The following is a 21082-nucleotide window of genomic DNA, read 5'->3' as shown; positions in this document are numbered from 1 at the left end:
TCGGCGTGTCGCGCGCGCCGGGCGCTACTCGTGCCCTGCCGGCCCGGAGAAGTCCTCCGGAGAGACGTGGTCCAGGAAGTCGCGGAACCGCTCGACCTCCTTCTGCTGGTCCACGTCGACGATCTCGACGCCCGCGAGGGCGACGATCTCTGCCGAGCACAGCACCGGGCTGTCGGTGCGTACGGCCAGCGCGATCGCGTCCGACGCGCGAGAGTCCAGCCGCACCCCGTTGCTCAGCACCAGCTCGGCGAAATAAATTCCGCTCTCCAGCGCGACGATCTCGACGCGCTCGAGCTCCACGCCGACGGCGCCGAGGAGGTCCCTCAGCAGGTCGTGCGTCATGGGGCGGGGTGTGGCGAGGCCTGCCTGCGCCATCGCGATGGCACTCGCCTCCCGGGCACCGATGACGATCGGCACCGCGAGGTCTGCGGCGCTGTCCAGCAGCAGCACCACGATCTCCTGATCACGCTGCTGCTGGCGCACGCCGAGGACCTCCACAGGGACCATCGGCACGTCGTCCGGCGTCACTGTTTCACCGTACGACGCACCCGGCCGACGCGCCCACGGGCGCGCGTCACCCACCGCACCGGGGCCAGAGCTCACGCAAGATCCGCGACGCCCTGGCGCACCCAGGTCGCGTGCAGGCGCGCGAACAGCTCGCCGATCTCGGCCGCCATGGTGGCGGCCTGCCCGCGCGCTGCAGCCGACTGCTGGCTGCGCCACGGCGCCACCACCTGGTCGGCGAGCGCGACCTGCCGGTCGGCCCCCGTGCGGAACGTGCGCAGGTGCCGCGGCTCGATCCCGTACTCCGCGAGGGCTGCCGCGAGCCGCACCACGTCGACGGAGCCGTGCGCGAGCCGCCCACCGCCCTCCTGGACCAGGAGACCGGCCTTGACGAGGTCCTCGACGAACCGCTCCTCGGTGCCCGTGACGTCCGCGACCGACGCGACTGTCCAGCGGCGTCGCGCCGGCGCGTCGTCGCCCGCGAGGCGGGGCGCCGGGTGCTCCGCGTCCTCCCCCGCGTCCATCGCGGCGAGCCGCTCCTTGATGACCTTGAGCGGGAGGTAGCTGTCGCGCTGCTCGGTGAGGACGAAACGCAGCCGCTCGACGTCGGCCGGGCTGTACTGCCGGTAGCCGGCGGCGGTGCGCACCGGCTCGATCAGCCCCTGCTCCTCGAGGAACCGCAGCTTGGAGTGGCTGACGGCCGGGAACTGGGCGCCGAGCTCCCGCAGGACGTCGCTGATCCGCATCGTGGCCTGCCGGGAGATCCCCCGGGGCCAGGGCTCGACGGCGGGATCGAGGCGATCGTCGAGGTCGTCGGCGCGGCCGCGGTCCCGCTCGCGCGCGGCGCCGGCCGTCACGGCGTCGGCGTCCCCGCGCCCCACTGGACGGGTGCCTGCGGGCTCGCGTGGAACGTCAGCCGGAACTTGCCGATCTGCACCTCGTCCCCCGTCAGGAGCACCGCGGCGTCGATACGCGCGCGGTTGACGTAGGTGCCGTTGAGCGAGCCGATGTCACGCACCGCGAACCCATCGCCCTCGCGCACGAACTCGGCGTGCTTGCGGGAGACCGTCACGTCGTCGAGGAAGATGTCGGCCTGCTCGCTGCGGCCCGCGACGGACCGGTTGGTGTCGAGCAGGAAGCGCGCGCCGAAACCGGGACCACGCTGCACGATGAGCAGGGCCGAGTGGCGCGGCAGCGCGGCGACGGCGGCGGCCTCCTCGGGGCTCAGCGCGGTGCGCGGGGCATGGTCCTCATGCGCCGGGAACGCGATGCGACCCAGGTTGGCCGTGGTATCGGCGCTGACCGGATGAGGGTGAGCGGTGGGATCCGTCATCAGGTCTCCTCGGCTGGATTTGGATGGTTGCTGAACCCACTCAACCTACCCCGGCCAGGCGGGATCGGTGAAGCGCACTGTCGAAAAACTACTCACGTCAAGCCCTGCGCGCACGCCGGATTTCCGCAGGTGCACGCCCTGCCGAGGTCCGAGCCAGGGCAGGATGGCCCGTGACCGGGACCCGGCACGACCACCCCGCTGAGGCCTCACCCCTGCCCCGCGTCCTCGGCCGGGCGGGCATACTCAGGCTCGGCAGGCTCCCGCACGGCGTCGACGACGACGTGGTCGAGCTGCGTGGTCGTGGCCTGCGCTCCCTTGGACCGCAGGCTCGGCAGAGCGCCACCCGGGATCTCCAGGGCGCGGTCCACGGTCTCCGGGTCGCCGATCACCGTCCACACGTACGGCGACGACAGGACCTCGCCGTCGAGCACGATCCGCCCGTCGGCGTCCTCGAACCAGCTGCTGGTCACGAGCCGGACCCCGTTGAGCTCCATCGCCTCCGCGCCGGCATTGCGCAGCTCCTCCAGGACGTTGAAGAGCTGCTGAGCCTGGAGCGTGCCGGCGTCGGCCACGACCTCGACCTTCACCCCCGGCCCCTCGGCCGGCAGCCGGCCCGACAGGATGCCCTCGAACTCCGCGCGCTGCTGCGCGAGCTCGAGCGCGGCCTGGTCCTGCCCGTCCTCGGACTGCAGGTCGTCCCGCGCCTCCTCGAGCGTCGCGACCTCGGCGTCGAGCTGCTCGGCGCGCTGCGTCACCTCGTCGAGGAGGCGGACGAGCTCGTCCTGCCGCAGCGACGAGAGCTGGTCCGTCCCGGACTGGCGCACCTGCACCGCCAGCGCGAACCCGAGCGCGAGGCACAGCACGCCCGCGAGGAGCTCTGAGCGCGTACCGCGCGGCCGCAGCAGGCCCCACAACGCAGCCCACCGGCCCGGCGCTCGCTGCCCGACGTCGGTCACTGCCTCGGGCGCGGACGAACCCTCGGGCGTCGCGCCGGGGGTGCCCTGTACCTCGGGCGTCATCGCGGACGAACCCTCGGGCGTCGCGCCGGGGGTGCCCTGTACCTCGGGCGTCATCGCGGGCGACTCCTCGGGCATCGCCCGCTCCCCCGCCTCGAGCTCGCGCTCCTGCTCCGGCACCTGTCCGGGGTTCTCCTTCTCCATGCTCACGCCCTGGTCACGCCTTGAACATGTCTGAGGGGCGCTGACCAGCGGTTTCGCCGAGTCGCGACCGCTTGCGGGGGGATGCCGAGGGAACAGCCCCCGGCACGAGCGTCCCGAGGTGAGTGTCCGGTGAGATCCCCGACAGGACTCGTCGTAGGTCTCGTGGCACGGAGAAGCCATGCCCGTGGGTGCCGGTGTCTCCGTACATCGCCACCACTGTACTCGGAGGGCGTCGGGACCTGGGCTCCGACGCGGCGCTGGCACGTGGTTGTCGCTTGCGGCGGATCAGCGGTGTGGCTGCCCGGCCAGCGAGTGCTGGCACCGGGAGAGGTACGTGCGGAGGATCTCCGTCTGGCCCAGGTCGAAGCCCTCGAGCATCCGGGCCTCGATGTCGGCCACGTCGTCGGAGAGCTTGTCGAGGACCTGTTGGCCCTCCCGGCTCAGCGCGAGGAGGTACTGCTTGCGGTTGCTCGGGTCTCGCTCCCGGGTGACGAGCCCGCGGCCGAGCAGGTAGGTCACCATCTCGGCCATCGTCTGGGCCCGGACGAACGAGTTCCTGGCCAGCTCTGCCGAGGTCATCCCGGGATGCCGTTCCAGCACGGTGAGGGCGGTGTACTGCAGGGCGGTCAGGTCGGCGGCAGCGACCACGTCGTCGAGCGCTTGTCGCACGGCCAGCTCGACCCGCTTGATGATGTACAGCAGGGTCACGTCCCGGTCATGGGCCGGCCGGGCCTCCGAACTCGTCATGCGCGTCCCGCCCCACCCCGCCGCGAAACGGCACGGGTGATGCCGCTCTGCACACGAACTGCGACAAACGCGCCCTGTCCCAGGGAGGCCTGGCCGGCGTACCCCATCAGGAGTGACAGCCCTGTCACGACGATGGCCGCGAGAAGCATGCGCATCAGGAAGGTGAGATCGCCCATCACGAACGGCGCGACGCACCCGGCGACCGCCGCGACGACCACCAACACGTACCTGGGATTGACACGGTCCATCACTTGATCATCACCACCGCCCCTGTTATCAGGTTTCCTGACGACTAAGCAGTCTGCGGTGTGGTAGTCACGCTGTCAACGGGGTGGCGTCGAAGAGCTTGCCGAACGTGGCCCTGGCCGAAGGGCTGCCCGGTTCTGAGCGCGAATCCAGGAGTTTCTACGGGCCTCTTGACGGCCCATGTGACCGCGGCCATACTCCATCTTCAGGCTTCCTGATAACAGGAACCCTGATAACGCGACTTCTCGGCCCGTCTCAATGAAGAGGTGACCATGTTCAAGTCCCGACTTGCTGTTATCGCCATGGCCGGAGTGCTCAGCCTGACGGCGTGCAGCTCCTCCAGCGGCGCCTCCACAGAGGGCTCCGGCCCGATCAAGATCGGCGTAGTCATCCCGCTGACCGGCTTCCTGTCACCCCTGGGCGCGGGAGACAAGGCAGCCATCGAGCAGGAGGTCGAAGCGATCAACGAGGCAGGAGGTGTCCTCGGCCGCGACCTGGAGGTCACCATCAAGGACGACAAGTCCGATGTCCCGCAGTCGGTCACGGAGTACAACCAGCTGGCTGCGGACCGCAGCTACAGCGCCATCCTGTCGTCGTCGTTCGTGTCGGCATCGACAGCCGTGGGGCCGAGCGCGGAGTCCAACAAGCTCCCGACGGTGGCGTTGGGACCGGTCAGTGCGTTCGCGGACGGCAGCAACCCCTACGCATTCACGGGTGTCGCCATTCCTGAGGTCTACGCCCAGGCGATGGTCGACTACCTGGCCGACCAGGGCTACGAGACCCTGGCGATCGGCTATGTCGGTGACGACCTCTACGGCAAGACCGGCAACGAGGCGACCCTCGCCGCGGCGAAGGAGGCCGGCATCGACGTCGTCCTCGATGAGGCCTTCGACCAGACCGGAACGGACTTCAGCCCTCTCGTCTCCAAGGTGAAGGCTGCCGCTCCCGACGGGTTCCTGGTCTGGGGCGCCGGCCCGGCGCCGGTGATCATCACCAAGCAGATGGAAGGCAGTGGCATCCCACTGCTGATGACGGGAGCCCAGGCGTCGCAGCTGTACGTCGAGCCCGCCGGCTCGGCGGCCGAGGGCGTCACGATGACCAGCAGCATCGCAGTGCCGGGACGCGAGCTCCCCGCCGGTCCGCTCAAGGACGTCGTCGGCGCCTTCGCCGACCCGTGGGTCGAGGCCAACGGCTCCTACCCGCCCCAGTTCGCCTTCGACGGCGCGACCGGCGTCCACCTGCTCGTCGCCGCCATCGAGAAGGCGGGATCGGCGGACCGGGAGAAGGTGCGCGACGCCTTGGAGGACCTCGACGAGCTCACGCCCACCGGCCGGTTCACGTTCTCGTCCGACGACCACGCCGGCCTCGACACCGACGCGGTAGCGATCGTCACGGTCACCGATGGCGACTTCAAGACCACGGAGTACTCGCTGGCGCGGTTCCAGACCGATCTGCCGAGCTGATCGCAGGCAGGATGACGGGAGAGACCATGCTCACGATCGAGCGGGTGTCGCGCCGCTTCGGCGGCGTCTACGCCAACCAGGACGTCACGCTGACCGTGGCGGAGGGCGAGCTGCGCGGCATCATCGGCCCCAACGGAGCCGGCAAGTCGACACTGTTCAACCTCATCGCTGGTCACATCCGGGCGGAGAGCGGCACGATCAGCCTCGCCGGACGGCGGATCGATCGTCTGCCGGCGCACGCGAGGGCACGCCGGGGTGTCGGGATCGTGTTCCAGGGCGCTCGGGTCTTCCCCGGGATGAGCCTGCTGGCCAACGTGATGGTGGGCGCACACGCACACACCCGGGCGGGCGTCGTCGCGGCCGCACTGCGCCTGCCGTCACAACGGCGGGAGGAGCGGGCGATCCGGGCCCAGGCCGAGGACTGCCTGAGCCGGGTGGGGCTCCTCGACTGGGCCTCGCGCCCGGCCGAGGGGCTCCCGCTCGGCCAGCAGCGCCGGCTCCAGGTCGCCCGCGCGCTCGCGGGGTTGCCGAGGGTGCTCCTCCTCGACGAGCCCGCATCGGGGCTGCGCGCCGCGGAGCGGCAGGAGCTCGCCGAGCTGATCGGTGAGCTGCGCCGCGACGGCACCACGATCCTGCTGGTCGAGCACGACGTCGGCCTGGTCACCTCGCTCGCCGAGCGCATCACCGTGCTGGACCTCGGGCGGGTGATCGCCGACGGCACACCGTCCGAGGTCACCTCCGACCCGGCGGTGATCAAGGCCTATCTCGGAACAGGAGCCTCGCATGCTACGGATCGATGACCTCGTGGTCCGCTACGGGTCCGCGGTCGCCGTCGACGGCGTCTCGTTCGAGGTCGGTGCGGGCGAGATGGTTGCCCTCGTCGGCCCCAACGGCGCCGGGAAGTCGACGCTCATCAACGCGATCAGCGGACTGGTTCCGCCGCACTCCGGGACCGTGGCCTGCGAAGGCCGGATCGCCCAGGTGCCGGAGGGTCGACAGATGTTCGCCGACATGAGCGTCGAGGACAACCTGCTGCTCGGCGGCTGGTCGATCCGCAACCGGGACCTCGGCGAGGTGTACGACCTGCTGCCGGACCTCGCCGGCATGCGCAAGCGCAAGGCGGGGCGGCTCTCCGGCGGCCAGCAGCAGATGGTGGCCGTCGGGCGCGCCTTGATGGCCCGTCCGGACCTCCTGGCGATCGACGAGCTGTCACTGGGGCTGGCGCCTCTCGTGGTGGCCGAGCTGGCCGAGCACCTCCGCTTTCTCAATCGCGAGCGCGGCACTGCCGTCCTCCTGGTCGAGCAGGAGGTCACTCTCGCCTTCGACGTCTGCCCGCGCGCCCTGGTGCTGGAGGCCGGCCGGATCATCGCGGCCGGACCGTCGGTCGAGCTGGCGCAGAGCGAGACAGTGCGCAAGGCCTACTTCGGCGACCTCGCCGTCGCCGAGATGATGACGGGTCCGACCGCCCAGGCAACAACGGAGGTGTCCACATGACCGAGCTCGTCGCCTATCTCATCTCGGGGATCGCCCTGGGCTCGTCGTTTGCCCTGATCGGCAGTGGCATCGTCGTGGTGCACCGGGTCACGCGCGTGGTCAACTTCGCCCAGGGGTCGGTCGCCATTGTCGGTGGCATGGCGTCCGCCACCCTGTTGGACGGGCGACTGCCGCACGGCCTGGGCGAGATCGCGGCCGTCTTGTTGAGCGGGGTGCTAGGCCTCGTCATCGGTTTGCTGGCGATCGGTCGTCGCGGCACTCCGCCTCTGATCTCGCTGATCGTGACGCTCGGAGCGTCCATGCTGGTCTCCGCGGCGATCATCTGGCTGTGGGGTCAGGACCCCGTCACCCCGCCGGGCCTTCGCGGTTCGGTGACCATTCTCGGGGCCGAGGTGGAGCGTCAGCGCCTGCTCGTGGTGGTAGCGACGGGTGTGGCGTTCGCTGCTCTGGCCCTGTTCTTCTCGCGCTCCTACCTCGGCAAGGGGCTGACGGCCAGCGCGTCGAATCCCTTCGCGGCGAGGATGGTCGGCATCGATGTCCGCAAGATGGGGTTGCTCGCGTTCGGCCTGGCCGGGATCCTCGGTGGCCTCGCCGGTGTCCTCATAGCTCCGAGCAACCCGCTCTCGTTCTACTCGGACCTGCCGCTGGTCCTCGGCGGCTTCGCGGCCGCCGTCTTCGGCGGCCTGACCAGCCCCCTGCGCACCCTGCTCGGCGGCCTGTGTCTCGGCGTCGCCGGCCAGCTGACCGCCGGCTATCTCAACGGGTCATACCAGACCGAGATGGCGCTCCTCCTCATGCTGGTCATCATGATCATCCGGAGCCGCGCCCTCGTACAGGAGGAGGTCAAGTGATGGACCGTGTCAATCCCAGGTACGTGTTGGTGGTCGTCGCGGCGGTCGCCGGGTGCGTCGCGCCGTTCGTGATGGGCGATCTCACCTTCCTGATGCGCATGCTTCTCGCGGCCATCGTCGTGACAGGGCTGTCACTCCTGATGGGGTACGCCGGCCAGGCCTCCCTGGGCCAGGGCGCGTTTGTCGCAGTTGGTGCAGTCACGGTCGCGGTCGCGACCACGCGTTGGGGGGTGCCGCCCCTCCTCGCGCTCGTCGCGGCACCACTCGTCGCCGGCGCCTTCGCCGCCCTGGTCGGCGTGCCGCTGCTGCGACTGAGGGGCCACTACCTGGCGTTCGGGACGTTGGCCCTGTTGCTCATGGTGCAGACCGCGATGAGCACCTTCGACTTCCTCGGCGGCGCGTTCGGTATCAGCGGCATCCCACCGTTCGGGGTCGGCGGCACCGTGTTCGCGGACCAGCGCCCCTACGTGCTGCTCGCCCTCGGGCTGCTCGCGCTGGTCCTGTTCGTCACCCACCGGATCGTGGACAGCCGCTTCGGTCGTGGTATCCGCGCACTTGCGGGCAGCGAGACCGCGGCGGAATCGGCGGGCGTTCCGGTCGTGCGCGCCAAGCTCGTCATCTTCGCGCTGTCGGCGATGTACGCCGGCCTGGCCGGCGGGCTCTCGGCGTTCTTCACGCCCTACGTGAGTCCCGACTCGTTCCCCGCGCTCGAGTCGTTCACCTACGTGATCATGGCCGTGGTGGGAGGCCTGGGGACGCTGTGGGGAGGGGTCGTCGGTGCCGTGCTCGTCTCGACCCTCCTCCAGCTCCTCAACCTGGTGAGCAGCCAACCCCAGCTGCCGCCGACACTGGGGCCGATCCTGCAATATGCGACCTATGGCGGACTACTGATCCTCGCCCTCCTGTTCATGCGCCGAGGTCTCGTCCCCGCCGTGGAGGGCGCCGTCACCCGTGCCGTCTCGCGGCGGGGTGGGGCGGGACGCACATGACGAGTCCGGAGGCCCTGTCGGCCCCGTCCACCGCACCCCGAACAGCCTGTCGGGCCAATTGCCCGGCGATCCCTGGTCACCGGCCCAGCGGTCGGGACGGCGCCATGCGCGAACCGCGCGACGTCTGGGAGCGGCGGGCTCGCGCCGTCGGCCTCGTCCCGCACCCGACCGTGACGAAGAAGGTCACGCTCGTTGTCGCGGCCGACCCCGACTCCCTGTCCGGCAAGGCCCGTAAGGTCGCCGACCACGGCATCACCATCGTCAGCGAGGACGGCTTCGGACGGCTCCTCTCCCAGCCCGTCGGATGACCGGCCCAGCCCGCGACGACAGTACCCACTCGAGCGTGCAGCAGCTGATCAACCTCGCGCATCTCGTCGCGCCTGCCCGGCCGTTCGACTGGCAGCAGGCCGAGGAGCGACTTCAGGCACCAGTGCCGCCGGACTACCGGGCGCTCGTCGCTGCCGGAGGCGGCGGGCTGTGGTTGGACTACGTCCGGGTGTTCAGGCCCACGCCGGGACCTGGCTACCGGCACGTCGACCTCGCCGAGTCGGCCCTGGTGTGGCTCGACCTGGAAGATGCCCGAGTCGACGAGGCATGGCGCCCACCCGGCGACCTCTCCGAGGAGGCCCGGCTCCTGCCCTGGGCGTCGACCGGCGCAGGGGTCTCCTTCTACTGGGAGGTCATCGACGGCGTCCCGCCCGAGCGGTACCCGATCCGCATCTCCGACCGCGACGGCGATCTGTGGCAGCGGTACGACCTCCTCACCACCGACCTCCTCCTCGGGATCGTCCGCGGCGAGATCCGCGACCAGGTCCTCAACCCGTCATGGATCGACGACCAGAAGATCTTCCGACCGTATCGCGCGTAGGACGCCGCACGTCACGACGATGCGGTCATCTGTCGCCGACATCGCCCGGGAGGAGATCATGACGATCGACCTCCCCTGCGCCGTGGTGCACTCGCCGCGCCACGGTGCCGTGGCATCGGATCGCCTCAGACCACACTGGGCGCATGCGCGGAGAACGAGACACGGAGCGACACGACGAGCTCGCCAGGATCGTCGAGGCGATGCGAGCGGCGGACCTGTACCGTCCCGATCCTGGCCGGGCACCGGTCGTACTGTCGCTGCCGTTCCGGGGAACCTGGCTGGCCAGGAACACCCCTGCCCGGCGGGTACCCAGCCACGGGACCCACCTCCTCGGGCAGACCTACGCCATCGACTTCACGGCCGTGGACGAGCGACGGCGCACCTCCGCCGTCCGGGACTGGCGCACGCTGCTCGCCGCGGAGCCCGCTCAGCGGTTCTACGCGTTCGGCGCGCCCATCCTCGCGCCCGCCGCCGGACGGGTCGTGGCGGCTCACGACGGCGAGCCCGATCATCTCGCCCGGCGCTCGCCGGCCACCGCGCTGCCGTATCTCCTCACCCAGGGTGCACGGCTGCGCCAGGGGCTGGACGCCATCGTCGGCAACCATCTGATCCTCGAGCTCGACCAGGACGGACCCTACGTGGCCATGGCCCACCTGCGCGCCGGCTCCCTTCGGGTACGGCCCGGAGACCAGGTCACCCTGGGTCAGGAGGTCGCCCAGTGCGGCAACTCCGGGAACTCCACCCAACCCCACGTGCACATCCAGGTCATGGACTCCCCCGACCTGCTCACCGGCCGCGGCCTCCCGATGGCCTTTCGTGGCTACCGGGCGTGGCGCCACGGCACCGACCAGCACCGAGATGTCACGCAAGGCGTCCCGGACCACCGCGAGACGGTCGAAACCCTGCCGCGCTGACCCGACGAGCAGCCCCGGCTGGATGAAGCCGCACCCGAACCGAGACCGACGTCGCCACGATCGAGGCGCGACCCGGCGGCACTTGCGGCGACCTGGTGGCTGATGGACGAGTCAGACAGCTGGCCGCCGTGGACACTCAGTCTCAGGTCAGGACCACCGCGGCCGCGATCGTCCCGAACGCCGCGACGGTGTAGAGCCACACGAGCATCCTGTGCCCTGCTGCTCGCAGCAGGCCGGCCACGACGAGCGCGGCCAGCGCGAGCAAGGGCCCCTCGATCCTCCCCGCAAGGTCGGGCGGGTAGTGCAGCGCTTTCAGGATCTCCGGCGGCATGCCGAGCATCGGCTCGTTCCGCTGCAGCGACCCCACAGGTGCCAGCAGGACCATGCGCAGCACCGCCGCGAGCAGCAGCAGACGTGGCACCAGGCGCAGGAGGACACCGCCGGCACGCGCCGGCCGGGGTCGACGACGCGCTGCAGTGGCGACTGCCGACGACGGCGCATAGGCGTCCGTCGTGGGCCGGCTCGACCCGGAGGGTGGCTGCAGGGTCCCGCGCCGCAGGGGCGCGGCCGCGGGCGGTCCGGCAACCGGTGCCGCGGGCCGGGGCCGCGTCCCACCGCCCGCCGCCGCGGCGTTGCGCGGCTGGACCGACGGCGGCTGAGGCGCCGGCCCGAGGTGCTTCACGGGACTCTTGCGCGGGTGGTACGTCGGTGGCGTCGGTCGTGTCACCTGCGTGGCGGCGACGTCTGGGGCGCGCATGACCTGCGTCAGCCGGAGCGCCCGCTCGTCGCGGTCGGCGGACCGCGCCACCTCGGTCGGCGCGACCTGCTTCGGGTTCCGGTAGGTCCGCCAGCCGCGCAGGGTGTCCGTGTGCCCGTCCGGAGGAGTGGCGGCCCGCCAGCGCATCGCCTGCCAGATCCAGTCCTTGATCTCTGCCGGGGTGCGGCCGTCCGCGACGTGAGCGCCGATACTCGCCACATGGTCGGCGATGACCTGCTCCGCGGCGCCGTCGAACCCGTCGCCGTGCACCTCGCAGAGCACACTCATCAGCGCGGCGTCGTAGACCAGGGCGTGCCAAGGCTCCCGGGCCCGGGCCGCGGCGACGTCGGCCTCCGCGCCGGGCCGGGGCGCCATGACCTTCGTGGCTCGCTGGGCGTGGGCCGGCAGACCGACAGTGGTGGCCAGCCCTGCGACCGGGCCCAAGGACTGCTCGGCCGCCGTGGCGCCGTCGTCCGCGACCCGCTCCGTCAGTAGCAGGGTGTTGTCGGCGGCCTCGCCGGCGAGCCGGGCACGGAGCACCCGCGCGATGTTCTCCAGCGCCGGGCGATGGTTCGGCTGGTACCGGGTCATCGACAGGATCAGCCAGCGCAGATGCTTGTCGATGACGGGTGGTTCCGACGGCGTGACGGCCGACCGCGCTTCGCCCGGCATCTCCTCGACCAGGTCCTCGGCCTCCAGGTCGCGGCCGAGGAAGTTGAGGTCGGGCGGCAGGTTGCCGGTGCTCGCGAAGACCAGAAGGAGTCCCAGGGAATACACGTCCGACCGCGGGTGCACGCGCCGGGCGAACAGCTCCGGGGCCATGTACGACAGTGTCCCGACCGGCTGGGTCGACGTCGCAGCGTCGAACACCTTGGCGATGCCGAGGTCGATGAGGACCGCGCGGTCGCCGTCGACCATGACGTTCGCGGGCTTCAGGTCGCGGTGCAGGCAGCGCTGCTCCTGCAGCACGAGCAGCGCGGACGCGAGCTGGTCGGCCAGCCGCAGTGCACGGTGCGCGTCCAGCGGCCCTGCCGCGCGCACGTGGTCGCGCAGCGTGCTGCCGCCTACGAGCTCCATGGCGAACCACGGCTGGGTCTCGTCAAGGCCGCCCTGCACGAACTCTGGGAATCCGCGCCCGCCCACCTTCTCCAGAAGTTGCGCTTCCTGCTCGAACCGCTCGCGGGCGCCGTCCTGCAGCCCCGTCAGCACCTTGAGGGCAACCTCTGAGCCGTCCTCGCCGGTGGCGCGGTAAACGTGCGCGAACCCGCCGTGCCCGAGCACCTCGCCCAGCGTGAAGCGGCCGATCTTCTCGCCGGATGCGGGGAAGCGGCGAACGGGTCGCACAGGCAACGGCGCGAGCCCGGCCTGTAGCTCGGGCGCGGGCACCGGGCCGGGCGCAGCGATGGGCGGCTCGTCCGAGCCTTCCGGCTCGCTCGGCTCGCCCGGCAGTTCCACAGACGGCGGCGGCGGAGGAGGAGGCGGCGGCGGCGCGAAGCCCTGGTCGACGGCGGCCCCGGGCACTGCCGCGCGGGGCCGGGTGTCGTCGTCGGTCTTCACCGCGGGCGCTTTCTCCTCGGGGCCGGGCATGCGCGCACCGTATCAAGTGCACAGGTCAGGGACACGCGAGTGCGACCCGCGGGGTGGACCGGCCGTGGTCCTGGGCTGCCAGACTCACCCGTACGACCAGAGGGCTCGGGTCGGTGCCGCGGACGTGGCAGTCACCATGCATCGTTGGTGCCAGCGGCACCGACCCGTTCACCACCGAACCGTCACAGCTCCACGGCCGGCTCGGCGTCGCGCAGGTCGAGACGGTCCAGCAGGCGGTTGTACGGCGCGAACGTTTCCTCGACCTCGGCGGGGTCCAGGTAGCGAGACAGGTCGTACTGGTGGGAGGGGGTGCCCTTCGGCTTGGCGATCACCGCGGCCAGGTTCTCATGGTCGCGGGCGGTCCAGGTGGCTCCGATCGCCGAGTACAGCCGGGGAACCTCCGTGAACGGGTCGGCGCTGAGCTTGTGGTAGGGCACGTCCACGATCGACGACGGCGGCAGGTGCCGGCGCAGCTCCAGGCCGCGCTCGACCTGGGTGACCAGGTGTGCCAGGGCGAACCGTCCGATCGCCTGGCGGTCGGCGTCGTGCTGGTACATCCCCCAGAAGGTCTCCATGAGACTGCAGAACGAGCCGATGACCGTGGTGGGGTCACGGTGGGTCCACACGAACGTGGCGTCCGGGAAGACCTTCTTGACCATGTCCATGTCGCCCAGGTGCGCCGGGTACTTCAAGACCCACCGCTTACGCTCCCGCCCGTGCTGGAGTACCTGCAGCCCCAGCTTCAGGTACTCGTAGTCACCCGTCACGTCGCGCTCGGCCAGCCACGCGCTGTAGGTCGGCATCAGGCCGTGCAGGATCTCCCAGTAGCTCCCGTGCGGCATGAAGATCATCGACTCTTCGGGACGGTCGATGTGGATCGGGTGGATGTGCGGGATGTCGGGCGCGAAGCGCTCCATCATGCCCGCACTCTGCTCGAGCTGCTTGATCACCTTCCGGGCCGTCTGCGGGTCGTTCAGGCCGGTGTGCATCATTTCCCACGTCAGCGGGGCGCGGTGGTCGGGCGAGGCGGACAGGACCCGGTGGGCCAGGGTCGTCGCAGTGCGCGGCAGCCCGCACACGATCACCGGTGCGGTGATCGGTTCGTCGGTGATCTGCGGGTGCTCGGACAGCACGCGGTTGACCCGCAGCCGGTTGGCGTACTTCTCCTTGACGTCGCTGATGATCAGGAACCAGCCGAGCGGCGACAGCCGGGAGATCTCGGCCGCTCCCTGGACGATCATGCCGAGGTCGTCGGCGAACTGGCGGTCCTGGGCTCCTGCCTTCTTCTCGACCTGCGCGACAGCCTTCGCCCAGGATCGGGCAGGATCCTCATAGCCCTTGATGACTGGGGCGAGCACGGTGTTCAGCGCGCGGGTGGTGCGGGGTGTGCGACTCACAGGTTCTCCTCTGTTGTACTGCGATCACTACGCTCATTCGCGCATGACGGACCAGCAGGGGTGGCAGGTGGGGAAGGCCGACCTGGCCGTTCTGCGGCAGGGTCCCGGACGGTGACGTCAGCCTCCCGGGCCGGTGGGACGGAAGGTGACCGGCAGCGAATCCGGACGGCGGAAGCGGAAGTCGGGGGCCCAGCGGATCTCCTCGACGCTGATCGCGAGCACGGGTTCCACCCGGCGAAGCAGCGTCTCGACGGCGGTCCGGACGATCAGCCGGGCCTGCCCCGGTGCGGGGCACCTGTGCGAGCCCGCACCCCACGCGAGATGGGCTCGGTTGCCGAGCCCGTCCCACGCGCCCTCGCCACGGATCCTCGGATCCGAGGCGACCGCCCCGACCGCCAGGAGGACCGCATCCCCGCGCTCGACGTACGTGTCCTCACCGAACAGGGGCCCCTCCGTGACGGCGAACCGGGGCGCCAGCGCGGTCACCGGTGACGCGTCCCACAAGACCTCGTCGAGCGCCTCGTCGGTCCCGAGTCGCCCGCCGGCCAGCCGGTGGAAGAACCGTTCGTCAGTCACGGCGAGGAGCAGGGCCCGGCCCAGCCACGCCTGAAGGCCCAGGCTCGCGCCGGTCGCCAGAGACAGCATGCCGAGCACCGCCTCGTCGGTTCCCTCGTAGGCGCGATGCTGCGCGAGCAGGCCGACCGGCGTGAGGCCGCCGCCCGCATCGCGGCCCATCACCTGCCCGCCGAGCAGGAAGCTCAGCTCATCGAGACTCGAGGCATCCCCCTCCCCGGCCGCCAGAGCGTCGGCGAGCTCGAACACCTGGCGGCCGGTCTCAGGGCCCAGGCCGAGAACCGTGCCGAAAGCGAGGTGAGCCACCGGCGCCGCGTACTCCCGCATCAGGTCTGCCCTGTCCAGGCTGCCCAGCCGGTCGACCAGCTCCTCGCACACGACCCGAGCGACCCGGCCGACCTCGGCCGCATCAACCGCTTCGAGGACCTCGTCCAGCGGGACGCGCAGCCGAGCATGAACAGGCCCGGGCGCCGTCACCACCGTCTCCCCGGCCCGTGGCCGGAACGACGACCGCAAGGATGCGGGCAACGGCCCATGCGGCTCACCGTTCCAGGCATGGGTCTCGGTCGTGACCATGCCGGAGTCCCGGACGAGCATGACGATGGTCTGATACCCCGTCACCAGCCAGGCGCGCGCGCCGGACCCCAGATCGACCGGGGCAACGTCTCCCCATCGCTCACGCAGCCCGGACCAGGCGGCATCGACGTCGCGTGCTGAAAGCACATCAGCAAGCAGCGGGACGTGCACAGGGTCGTACAGGTGCATCGGCGACAGACCTAACTGCGACATCGTCGACGCCGGGCCGGGGTCACTCGCAGCCGGATTGGTCATATATCTCTTCCACGATCGGCCAGGGCAAGGCTTCTCAGACTGGAGGGACGATAGCGCCTAAATGTCGCGTATGCGCAGCCTTCCCACCATGCCCGGTGGGCAGTGGTGTCCGGCGGTAGACTGCAGGTTCTCCGGCGATCAAGCAGGGTCACGACCGTGCCCGGCGGTGGTTCACGGAGATGCCCAGCGGCGTGTCACGATCGGCGTGAGCACGGGGCCGCGGGCGGCGCAGCCGGGGACGCTGCGCGGTGACCGGCTGACGATCGGAGCGCCCTGGCCCGGGCTGCCTGGCTCACGGGCCGGTTGTCCGACGTTCGACCGGTCCAGGGGCCGCGGGTGCGGCACGGCGCGCTGCGCCGCAGTCGTGGTACGGATGCAGCGAAGGAGGAGATGTGGCACGACCAGGCCAACGCCGGTCCGGTCGCGCGCGGGCTGAGTCCGGCGCCCAGCGCCGCCGCGCCCCGCGGGCCGCCGAGCAGGGGATCATCCCCGTGCTCGCGGAGGTCGCCCGCGATGTCGACGGCGCCGTGCAGCGACCGCCGACGCGCCCGGCGGTGCGCACGAAGTTCCAGGTCGTCGGGCTGCTCATGCGGGAGGAGCGGGCCCGGGTAAGGGCCGACGGCGCCCTGAGCGAGTCCCAGCGGACCCAGCAGCTCAAGCGGCTCGACGGGGTGGCGACGCTGCTGGCGAGGATCGCTGCCCGGGACACCTCGCTGCTCGAGCTGCTCGCCGAGGATGCCCGGGTCTCCGACGCGGCGCGCGCCTTCATGGCGACCGTGATGCGCGCCGGCGGACTGGAGCCGCCCGAGGAGCCCCCGCCGGCCGCGCCGGCCGCGCCGGTGCCCGGTGCTGAGAAGCGGGTGGTGCCCCGCTCGGTGATCTCGCGCCAGCTGGCGAACCCGTTCCTCGCCCCGGACTTCGAGGCCGCGGCCGAGCGGCTGGCTCCGCGGGCCCGCCGACTGGCCGGCTGGGAGCTGCTCGAGCCGCTCTTCCGGTCCTTCGAGTACGCCGACCCCGGCGCACCCGCCTGCATGCCGCTGCCCGAGGCCCGCTCGGTGTCCGCTCCCCACGGCCGGAAGCTGATGCCGCACCAGGCGCAGGTCGTCGAGGCCACGGCCCGCGGGCATCGCACCTTCCTGCTCGCCGACGAGCCCGGGCTCGGCAAGACCGCCCAGGCACTGCTCGCCGCCCAAGTGGCCGACGCCTACCCGCTGCTGGTCGTGGTGCCCAACGTGGTGAAGACGAACTGGGCGCACGAGGTCGGGATGTGGACGCCGCAGCGTCGGGCGACGGTGGTCCATGGCGACGGCGAGCGGGTCGACGGGTTCGCGGACGTCGTGATCGTGAACTACGAGCTCCTGGACCGGCACGTCGGCTGGCTCGGCGACCTCGGCTTCCGCGGCATGGTCGTCGACGAGGCGCACTTCATCAAGAACAAGAGCTCCCAGCGTTCCCAGCACGTGCTTGCCATCTCCGAGCGAATCCGCGCCCGAACCGCCCGGCCGCTCCTGATGGCGCTCACCGGCACCCCGCTGATCAACGACATCGAGGACTTCCGGGCAATCTGGCAGTACCTCGGCTGGATCGACGACGCGTTGCCGCTCGGCGCGTTGTTGACCGCCCTCGAGGGCACCGGGCTCACCCCGGCCGACCCGGGGTTCTACGCCGCAGCCCGGGCCAGCGTGATCGACATGGGCATCGTGCGCCGCCGCAAGGCCGACGTGGTCGCCGACATCCCGGCCCGCCGGGTGGCGGACCTGCCGGTCGAGCTCGATGGCGCTGTAGGCCGCTCGATCCGTGCCGCCGAGGCTGCGCTCGCCCGCCGTCTGGTCAGTCGCTACCGGTCCGTCGTGGAGGCGCGCGCCGACGACGTCGTCGTGGACGGGGTCGACCTCGACCTCGCGCGCCGGGTGGCGGCGGCGGAGCTGAAGGACTCGAGCTCGCGGGCCGGTGGCGAGAACGTGTTCACGATGGTCCGCCGGATCGGCCAGGCCAAGGCCGGACTGGCCGCCGACTACGCCGCGCAGCTGGCCCGCAACGTCGGCAAGGTGGTGTTCTTCGCCAAGCACGTCGACGTGATGGATCAGGCCGAGCAGACCTTCGCCGATCGCGGCATCGGCTATGCCTCGATCCGCGGCGACCAGACGCCCAAGGCGCGCGAGAAGAACATCGCCGCGTTCGTCAACGACCCCGACGTGTCGATCGTGGTGTGCTCACTGACGGCCGCAGGAGTGGGGCTGAACCTTCAGGTGGCCTCCAACCTGGTACTGGCCGAGCTGTCTTGGACCTACGCCGAGCAGACCCAGGCCATCGACCGGATCCACCGGATCGGCCAGGCTGAGCCCGTCACCGCTTGGCGGATCATCGCCGCCCAGACCATCGACTCCAAGATCGCCGAACTGATCGACAGCAAGTCCGGGCTGGCCGCCAGGGCACTGGACGGGGCAGGTGACGAGGACGTCGCATCATCCACGGACGTTCAGCTCGAAGCCCTCGTCGCGCTGCTCACCGATGCGCTCGCCGCTGAAGGCATCGCCTGAGCCGCGCCTCGTTGAGGGCCGCCCGCTCCCCCACTCCCCTGCGACACATCCTCTGGTAGCGGCTCACCCGGCCCCATCGCATCGGGCCTGGCTGGCGGCTGATGATTCCAGGAGCGCCGGTCGCCGTACCGCCGTCGGGGCCGGGCGGCCGTCCATCACCGGGCCGCGCGCTCCTGGGCGACGATCTCGCGGACCGCGGGCACGATCTCCTGACCGATGACGTCGTACGCGCTCGTGTCGTCACCCGCAAGGATGAAGGCTGAGAAGCCGTGCTCCATGGCCATCATGGCAAGCTGGTCGACCCACATGTCCGGAGGGCCGACGAGCAGCCCCCGCGGACTCGAGGTCAGCTTTCCCTGGACGTTGACCAAGCGACGGATCTCCTTCGGGTCGCGCCCTGCCGCTCGAGCCGCGTCGTCGATCTCGCCGTTATCAGCGGGGACAGCGTCGAGGCTGTTGTTCCAGATGCTGGGCAGCCAGCCGTCTGCCTTCGCGCCGATCAGCCTGAGCATGCGCGGCTTGTATCCGCCGACCCAGATCGGGATGGGATGCGCTGGGGCCGGGCCTCGCTTGGCACCGACGACGCGATAGTGCTCCCCCTGGATGTTCACCATCGACCTGTCGGAGACGTCCCACAACGCCCGGATGATGTCGATCGCCTCCGACAGGGCCGCGAGTGACTGACCAGGCGTCAGGCGGGTGCCCCCGTAGGCCGAGATCGCGTCCCAGTACCCGCCGGCGCCGAGCGCGAGCTCCATCCTGCCCCCGCTGACAAGGTCGAGCCCCACGCGTTCGGCTTCCTGCGCCGTATGGACGAGCCGGGGAATCGCGTCATGCCGCGGGGTGAGGAAGCTTCCGAACAGCAGGTCGTGGCCGTAGTCCGCCATCTTCTACCCCGTCCTTGCTGTGGACGACCGTGGGGGCTCGTCCGCCGTCAGCCGACTGCGGATCTGGTCGATCGTTGCGAGGGTCGAGACGACCTCGTCGAGCGGGTGCAACGGTGACTCAGGCGGATCGTCTCGGATGTAGGAAGCGAATGCGAGTGCTTGGTAGCTCAGGGCGTCGTACTGGCCCGCGCCGGCGGTCAGGCCGGGCGCGGAAGGTGTGTCACGCGGGCGTCGTCCTGCTGGGCGGGTCGGGGCGCGGGGTGCTCGACCAGAGCGAGGACCCGCGCGGCCATGAATCGGGCCGTGCGGACCGGCGTCCCGCCGCGGGTGAGCTCGGTGACCTCGACGATGCCACGGCCGTGCGTCACTTCGACCCGTCGACCGGCGCGGGTAGCTTCGACTTCGTAGGTTCGGGTCGCTCCACCGGCGTCGATGACGACCTCGACACGATCACCCTTCACGGTGGCTCTCCCTTCGCCGAGCGCTGGACGGGCCATGCGACGAGTCGGCATCGGAAAGTTCCGACCGCCCGGCACTTGATAGAACCCGAAGTCGGCCACCGGTCTTCCCACCTGCCGCCGGCGCGCACCGGGGCTCGGGCACTACCGGACATGGTCCGCGATCGGCAGGGGAAGGGCGGCCGTGCCTTCGGAGACGATGCGCGCGATCTGTTCGGCTCCGTACTCCTGGAAGTGCGTGTTGTCGGCGACCCCGTCGGGGAAGGCCGGGTACTGGCCAGCGCTCAGGTGGAGGAAGACGCCCTTGGCCGCCTCGGGACCGATCGAGTTGAGGTAGGCCCGCGAGCGTGCCGACAGGTCGATCATCGCGACGCCGGTCTCAGCGACCAGTTCGTGCACCTTGTTGACGTAGTCGGGGAACGAGACCCGGAACTGGCCGTTCGAGTCGTAGTCGCGCCGTGAGACCGGGGTGATCAGGACGGGTGTGGCACGGCGTGCGGTAGCTCCGGCCATGTAGTTGTCGCGCAGGTACCGCTTGTAGTCGTCGGGCGAGGTGTACCGCTCCGGGTTGCCCACGCTGGCGTCGTTGTGTCCGAACTGGACGAACAGGTAGTCGCCCGGCTGGATCGCGTTGAGGATCGTGTCCAGGCGCCCCTGCTCGATGAACGAGCGCGACGAGCGCCCGCCGATGGCGTGGTTGGCCACGGTTGTGCTCGCGTCGACGTAGTTCGCGAGCTTCTGGCCCCAACCCATCTGCGGGTAGTACCCGGAGTTGTAGGTCTGGGCGGTCGAGTCCGAGGCGATGTAGATCGTCGGCGTCCCGTCCGCCGGCGGCGCACCCACGGGGAGGGGCCGCCACTGCTGGTTGGTGCCGCCGTTGGAGTCGTACTGCGAGATGCGGTCTCCGGGGGTGGTCGACCATTCCCACACATCGAGGGCCTTGCCGGAGTTGCGGTTGACGAAGCGCAGGTAGGTGCCGTCGTCGACGATCTGCCACTGCTGGTTGGCGCCGCCGGTGGGGCTCCACTGGACGATGTCGGCACCGTTCGCGGTGGCCTTGGCGTAGACGTCGAGCACCAGGTTCGAGTGGCGGGCCTGGATCGTGTAGTAGCCGCCGCCGGCGTCGACGAAGCGGAACTGCTGGTTGGTCGCGTCGGTGCGGTTCCACTGCACCAGCATCGCGCCCGTCGAGGTCGACCTCCCTTGGATGTCGAGGACCAGGCCGGAGTGGCGTGACTGGAGGACGTACCAGGTGCCGGTCCGGAACGCCGCGTGCGCCGGGGACGCGGTGAGGAGGCCGCCGGCCGCGGCAGCGACCCCGCCAGCGAGGCCGAAGAGGGTCCGGCGGGAGAGGTCGGCGCCGAGGAGGCCAGTGGATTCGGGAGTGCGCATCTGTGCTCCAGGTGTGTGGTGGTGGGGGGGGGGGGGGGGGGGCGCGGCCCCCCCCCCCCCCCCGCCGCGCGGAAGGACGAGGGAGAGGTAG

General features: G+C 70.8%; 21 protein-coding genes. 9 read left to right on the top strand and 12 right to left on the bottom strand.

Features of this window, described 5'->3' with window-relative positions; genetic code table 11:
• Positions 1-24: 24 nt before the first annotated feature.
• From L1785_RS07405 to L1785_RS07380, 6 genes are all read right to left on the bottom strand, one after another.
• Positions 25-507, bottom strand: coding sequence for a bifunctional nuclease family protein (locus L1785_RS07405; protein WP_236088586.1), 483 nt, complete (start codon positions 505-507; stop codon positions 25-27).
• A 92-nt stretch (positions 508-599) separates the two neighbouring features.
• The gene (gene ftsR / locus L1785_RS07400) at positions 600-1361 is read right to left on the bottom strand and encodes a transcriptional regulator FtsR (protein WP_236088575.1); all 762 of its coding nucleotides are present in this window, start codon (positions 1359-1361) and stop codon (positions 600-602) included.
• Positions 1358-1837 (bottom strand): FHA domain-containing protein, encoded by a 480-nt coding sequence (locus L1785_RS07395; RefSeq protein WP_236088574.1) that lies wholly within the window; start codon positions 1835-1837, stop codon positions 1358-1360. Before L1785_RS07395 ends, ftsR begins: the two co-directional genes overlap by 4 nt.
• 206 nt (positions 1838-2043) lie before the next feature.
• Complete coding sequence (locus tag L1785_RS07390; protein WP_236088585.1) at positions 2044-2997, bottom strand: DUF881 domain-containing protein; 954 nt, start codon at positions 2995-2997, stop codon at positions 2044-2046.
• A 285-nt stretch (positions 2998-3282) separates the two neighbouring features.
• Entirely contained in the window at positions 3283-3744 is a 462-nt protein-coding gene (locus L1785_RS07385; RefSeq protein ID WP_236088573.1) for a MarR family winged helix-turn-helix transcriptional regulator, read from the bottom strand.
• A complete protein-coding gene (locus L1785_RS07380; protein WP_236088572.1) occupies positions 3741-3992 on the bottom strand; it encodes a hypothetical protein in 252 nt (83 codons plus the stop codon). The genes L1785_RS07385 and L1785_RS07380 overlap by 4 nt, the downstream gene beginning before the upstream one ends.
• Positions 3993-4262: 270 nt before the next feature.
• Here L1785_RS07380 and L1785_RS07375 point away from each other — a divergent pair, with 270 nt between their 5' ends.
• The 8 genes from L1785_RS07375 to L1785_RS07340 all read left to right on the top strand — a co-directional run bounded on the left by L1785_RS07375 (position 4263) and on the right by L1785_RS07340 (position 10569).
• Positions 4263-5453, top strand: coding sequence for an ABC transporter substrate-binding protein (locus L1785_RS07375; RefSeq protein WP_236088571.1), 1191 nt, complete (start codon positions 4263-4265; stop codon positions 5451-5453).
• 26 nt (positions 5454-5479) lie between these two features.
• Positions 5480-6253, top strand: coding sequence for an ABC transporter ATP-binding protein (locus L1785_RS07370; RefSeq protein WP_236088570.1), 774 nt, complete (start codon positions 5480-5482; stop codon positions 6251-6253).
• Complete coding sequence (locus L1785_RS07365) at positions 6237-6947, top strand: ABC transporter ATP-binding protein (RefSeq protein ID WP_236088569.1); 711 nt, start codon at positions 6237-6239, stop codon at positions 6945-6947. The genes L1785_RS07370 and L1785_RS07365 overlap by 17 nt, the downstream gene beginning before the upstream one ends.
• Positions 6944-7798 carry a branched-chain amino acid ABC transporter permease gene (locus tag L1785_RS07360; RefSeq protein ID WP_236088568.1) on the top strand — a complete coding sequence of 285 codons (855 nt, stop codon included), beginning with the start codon at positions 6944-6946 and terminating at the stop codon, positions 7796-7798. The genes L1785_RS07365 and L1785_RS07360 overlap by 4 nt, the downstream gene beginning before the upstream one ends.
• A complete protein-coding gene (locus tag L1785_RS07355; RefSeq protein WP_236088567.1) occupies positions 7798-8787 on the top strand; it encodes a branched-chain amino acid ABC transporter permease in 990 nt (329 codons plus the stop codon). Before L1785_RS07360 ends, L1785_RS07355 begins: the two co-directional genes overlap by 1 nt.
• Positions 8788-8891: 104 nt before the next feature.
• Positions 8892-9095 (top strand): BRCT domain-containing protein, encoded by a 204-nt coding sequence (locus tag L1785_RS07350; protein ID WP_236088566.1) that lies wholly within the window; start codon positions 8892-8894, stop codon positions 9093-9095.
• 35 nt (positions 9096-9130) lie between these two features.
• Positions 9131-9655: an SMI1/KNR4 family protein gene (locus L1785_RS07345; RefSeq protein WP_236088565.1), complete on the top strand. Its 525-nt coding sequence runs from the start codon at positions 9131-9133 to the stop codon at positions 9653-9655.
• A 143-nt stretch (positions 9656-9798) separates the two neighbouring features.
• The gene (locus tag L1785_RS07340; protein ID WP_236088564.1) at positions 9799-10569 is read left to right on the top strand and encodes a M23 family metallopeptidase; all 771 of its coding nucleotides are present in this window, start codon (positions 9799-9801) and stop codon (positions 10567-10569) included.
• Between the two features lie 142 nt (positions 10570-10711).
• Here the strand turns inward: L1785_RS07340 and L1785_RS07335 are convergent, their stop codons facing one another.
• The 3 genes from L1785_RS07335 to L1785_RS07325 form a co-directional block, all read right to left on the bottom strand.
• Positions 10712-12913, bottom strand: coding sequence for a serine/threonine-protein kinase (locus L1785_RS07335; RefSeq protein WP_236088563.1), 2202 nt, complete (start codon positions 12911-12913; stop codon positions 10712-10714).
• Between the two features lie 182 nt (positions 12914-13095).
• The gene (locus L1785_RS07330) at positions 13096-14310 is read right to left on the bottom strand and encodes a sulfotransferase family protein (protein ID WP_236088562.1); all 1215 of its coding nucleotides are present in this window, start codon (positions 14308-14310) and stop codon (positions 13096-13098) included.
• Between the two features lie 117 nt (positions 14311-14427).
• A complete protein-coding gene (locus L1785_RS07325; RefSeq protein ID WP_236088561.1) occupies positions 14428-15714 on the bottom strand; it encodes a cytochrome P450 family protein in 1287 nt (428 codons plus the stop codon).
• A gap of 392 nt (positions 15715-16106) precedes the next feature.
• On the opposite strand from L1785_RS07325, the gene L1785_RS07320 reads away from it, so the two are divergent.
• Positions 16107-18254 carry a DEAD/DEAH box helicase gene (locus L1785_RS07320; RefSeq protein WP_236088560.1) on the top strand — a complete coding sequence of 716 codons (2148 nt, stop codon included), beginning with the start codon at positions 16107-16109 and terminating at the stop codon, positions 18252-18254.
• Between the two features lie 155 nt (positions 18255-18409).
• On the opposite strand, the gene L1785_RS07315 is transcribed toward L1785_RS07320, so the two are convergent.
• The 3 genes from L1785_RS07315 to L1785_RS07305 all read right to left on the bottom strand — a co-directional run bounded on the left by L1785_RS07315 (position 18410) and on the right by L1785_RS07305 (position 20991).
• On the bottom strand, positions 18410-19141 hold the full coding sequence (locus L1785_RS07315) for an LLM class flavin-dependent oxidoreductase (protein WP_236088559.1): 732 nt from the start codon (positions 19139-19141) through the stop codon (positions 18410-18412).
• A 197-nt stretch (positions 19142-19338) separates the two neighbouring features.
• Positions 19339-19638: a DUF8836 family protein gene (locus L1785_RS23565; RefSeq protein ID WP_504861890.1), complete on the bottom strand. Its 300-nt coding sequence runs from the start codon at positions 19636-19638 to the stop codon at positions 19339-19341.
• Between the two features lie 105 nt (positions 19639-19743).
• Positions 19744-20991, bottom strand: coding sequence for an RICIN domain-containing protein (locus tag L1785_RS07305; protein ID WP_236088557.1), 1248 nt, complete (start codon positions 20989-20991; stop codon positions 19744-19746).
• Between the last annotated feature and the right edge of the window lie 91 nt (positions 20992-21082).

This window comes from Antribacter soli (assembly GCF_021568775.1).
Taxonomy (GTDB): domain Bacteria; phylum Actinomycetota; class Actinomycetes; order Actinomycetales; family Cellulomonadaceae; genus Antribacter; species Antribacter soli.
Note: the sequence above shows the minus strand (reverse complement) of the source record. Positions and strands in the feature narration are given on the sequence as shown.

Coding starts and splice junctions, on each gene's coding strand:
- L1785_RS07405 (WP_236088586.1), bottom strand. CDS start 507: ATGGTCCCTGTGGAGGTCCTCGGCGTGCGCCAGCAGCAGCGTGATCAG.
- L1785_RS07395 (WP_236088574.1), bottom strand. CDS start 1,837: ATGACGGATCCCACCGCTCACCCTCATCCGGTCAGCGCCGATACCACG.
- L1785_RS07390 (WP_236088585.1), bottom strand. CDS start 2,997: ATGGAGAAGGAGAACCCCGGACAGGTGCCGGAGCAGGAGCGCGAGCTC.
- L1785_RS07385 (WP_236088573.1), bottom strand. CDS start 3,744: ATGACGAGTTCGGAGGCCCGGCCGGCCCATGACCGGGACGTGACCCTG.
- L1785_RS07380 (WP_236088572.1), bottom strand. CDS start 3,992: ATGGACCGTGTCAATCCCAGGTACGTGTTGGTGGTCGTCGCGGCGGTC.
- L1785_RS07375 (WP_236088571.1), top strand. CDS start 4,263: ATGTTCAAGTCCCGACTTGCTGTTATCGCCATGGCCGGAGTGCTCAGC.
- L1785_RS07370 (WP_236088570.1), top strand. CDS start 5,480: ATGCTCACGATCGAGCGGGTGTCGCGCCGCTTCGGCGGCGTCTACGCC.
- L1785_RS07365 (WP_236088569.1), top strand. CDS start 6,237: ATGCTACGGATCGATGACCTCGTGGTCCGCTACGGGTCCGCGGTCGCC.
- L1785_RS07360 (WP_236088568.1), top strand. CDS start 6,944: ATGACCGAGCTCGTCGCCTATCTCATCTCGGGGATCGCCCTGGGCTCG.
- L1785_RS07355 (WP_236088567.1), top strand. CDS start 7,798: ATGGACCGTGTCAATCCCAGGTACGTGTTGGTGGTCGTCGCGGCGGTC.
- L1785_RS07350 (WP_236088566.1), top strand. CDS start 8,892: ATGCGCGAACCGCGCGACGTCTGGGAGCGGCGGGCTCGCGCCGTCGGC.
- L1785_RS07340 (WP_236088564.1), top strand. CDS start 9,799: ATGCGCGGAGAACGAGACACGGAGCGACACGACGAGCTCGCCAGGATC.
- L1785_RS07335 (WP_236088563.1), bottom strand. CDS start 12,913: ATGCCCGGCCCCGAGGAGAAAGCGCCCGCGGTGAAGACCGACGACGAC.
- L1785_RS07325 (WP_236088561.1), bottom strand. CDS start 15,714: ATGACCAATCCGGCTGCGAGTGACCCCGGCCCGGCGTCGACGATGTCG.
- L1785_RS07315 (WP_236088559.1), bottom strand. CDS start 19,141: ATGGCGGACTACGGCCACGACCTGCTGTTCGGAAGCTTCCTCACCCCG.
- L1785_RS23565 (WP_504861890.1), bottom strand. CDS start 19,638: ATGGCCCGTCCAGCGCTCGGCGAAGGGAGAGCCACCGTGAAGGGTGAT.
- L1785_RS07305 (WP_236088557.1), bottom strand. CDS start 20,991: ATGCGCACTCCCGAATCCACTGGCCTCCTCGGCGCCGACCTCTCCCGC.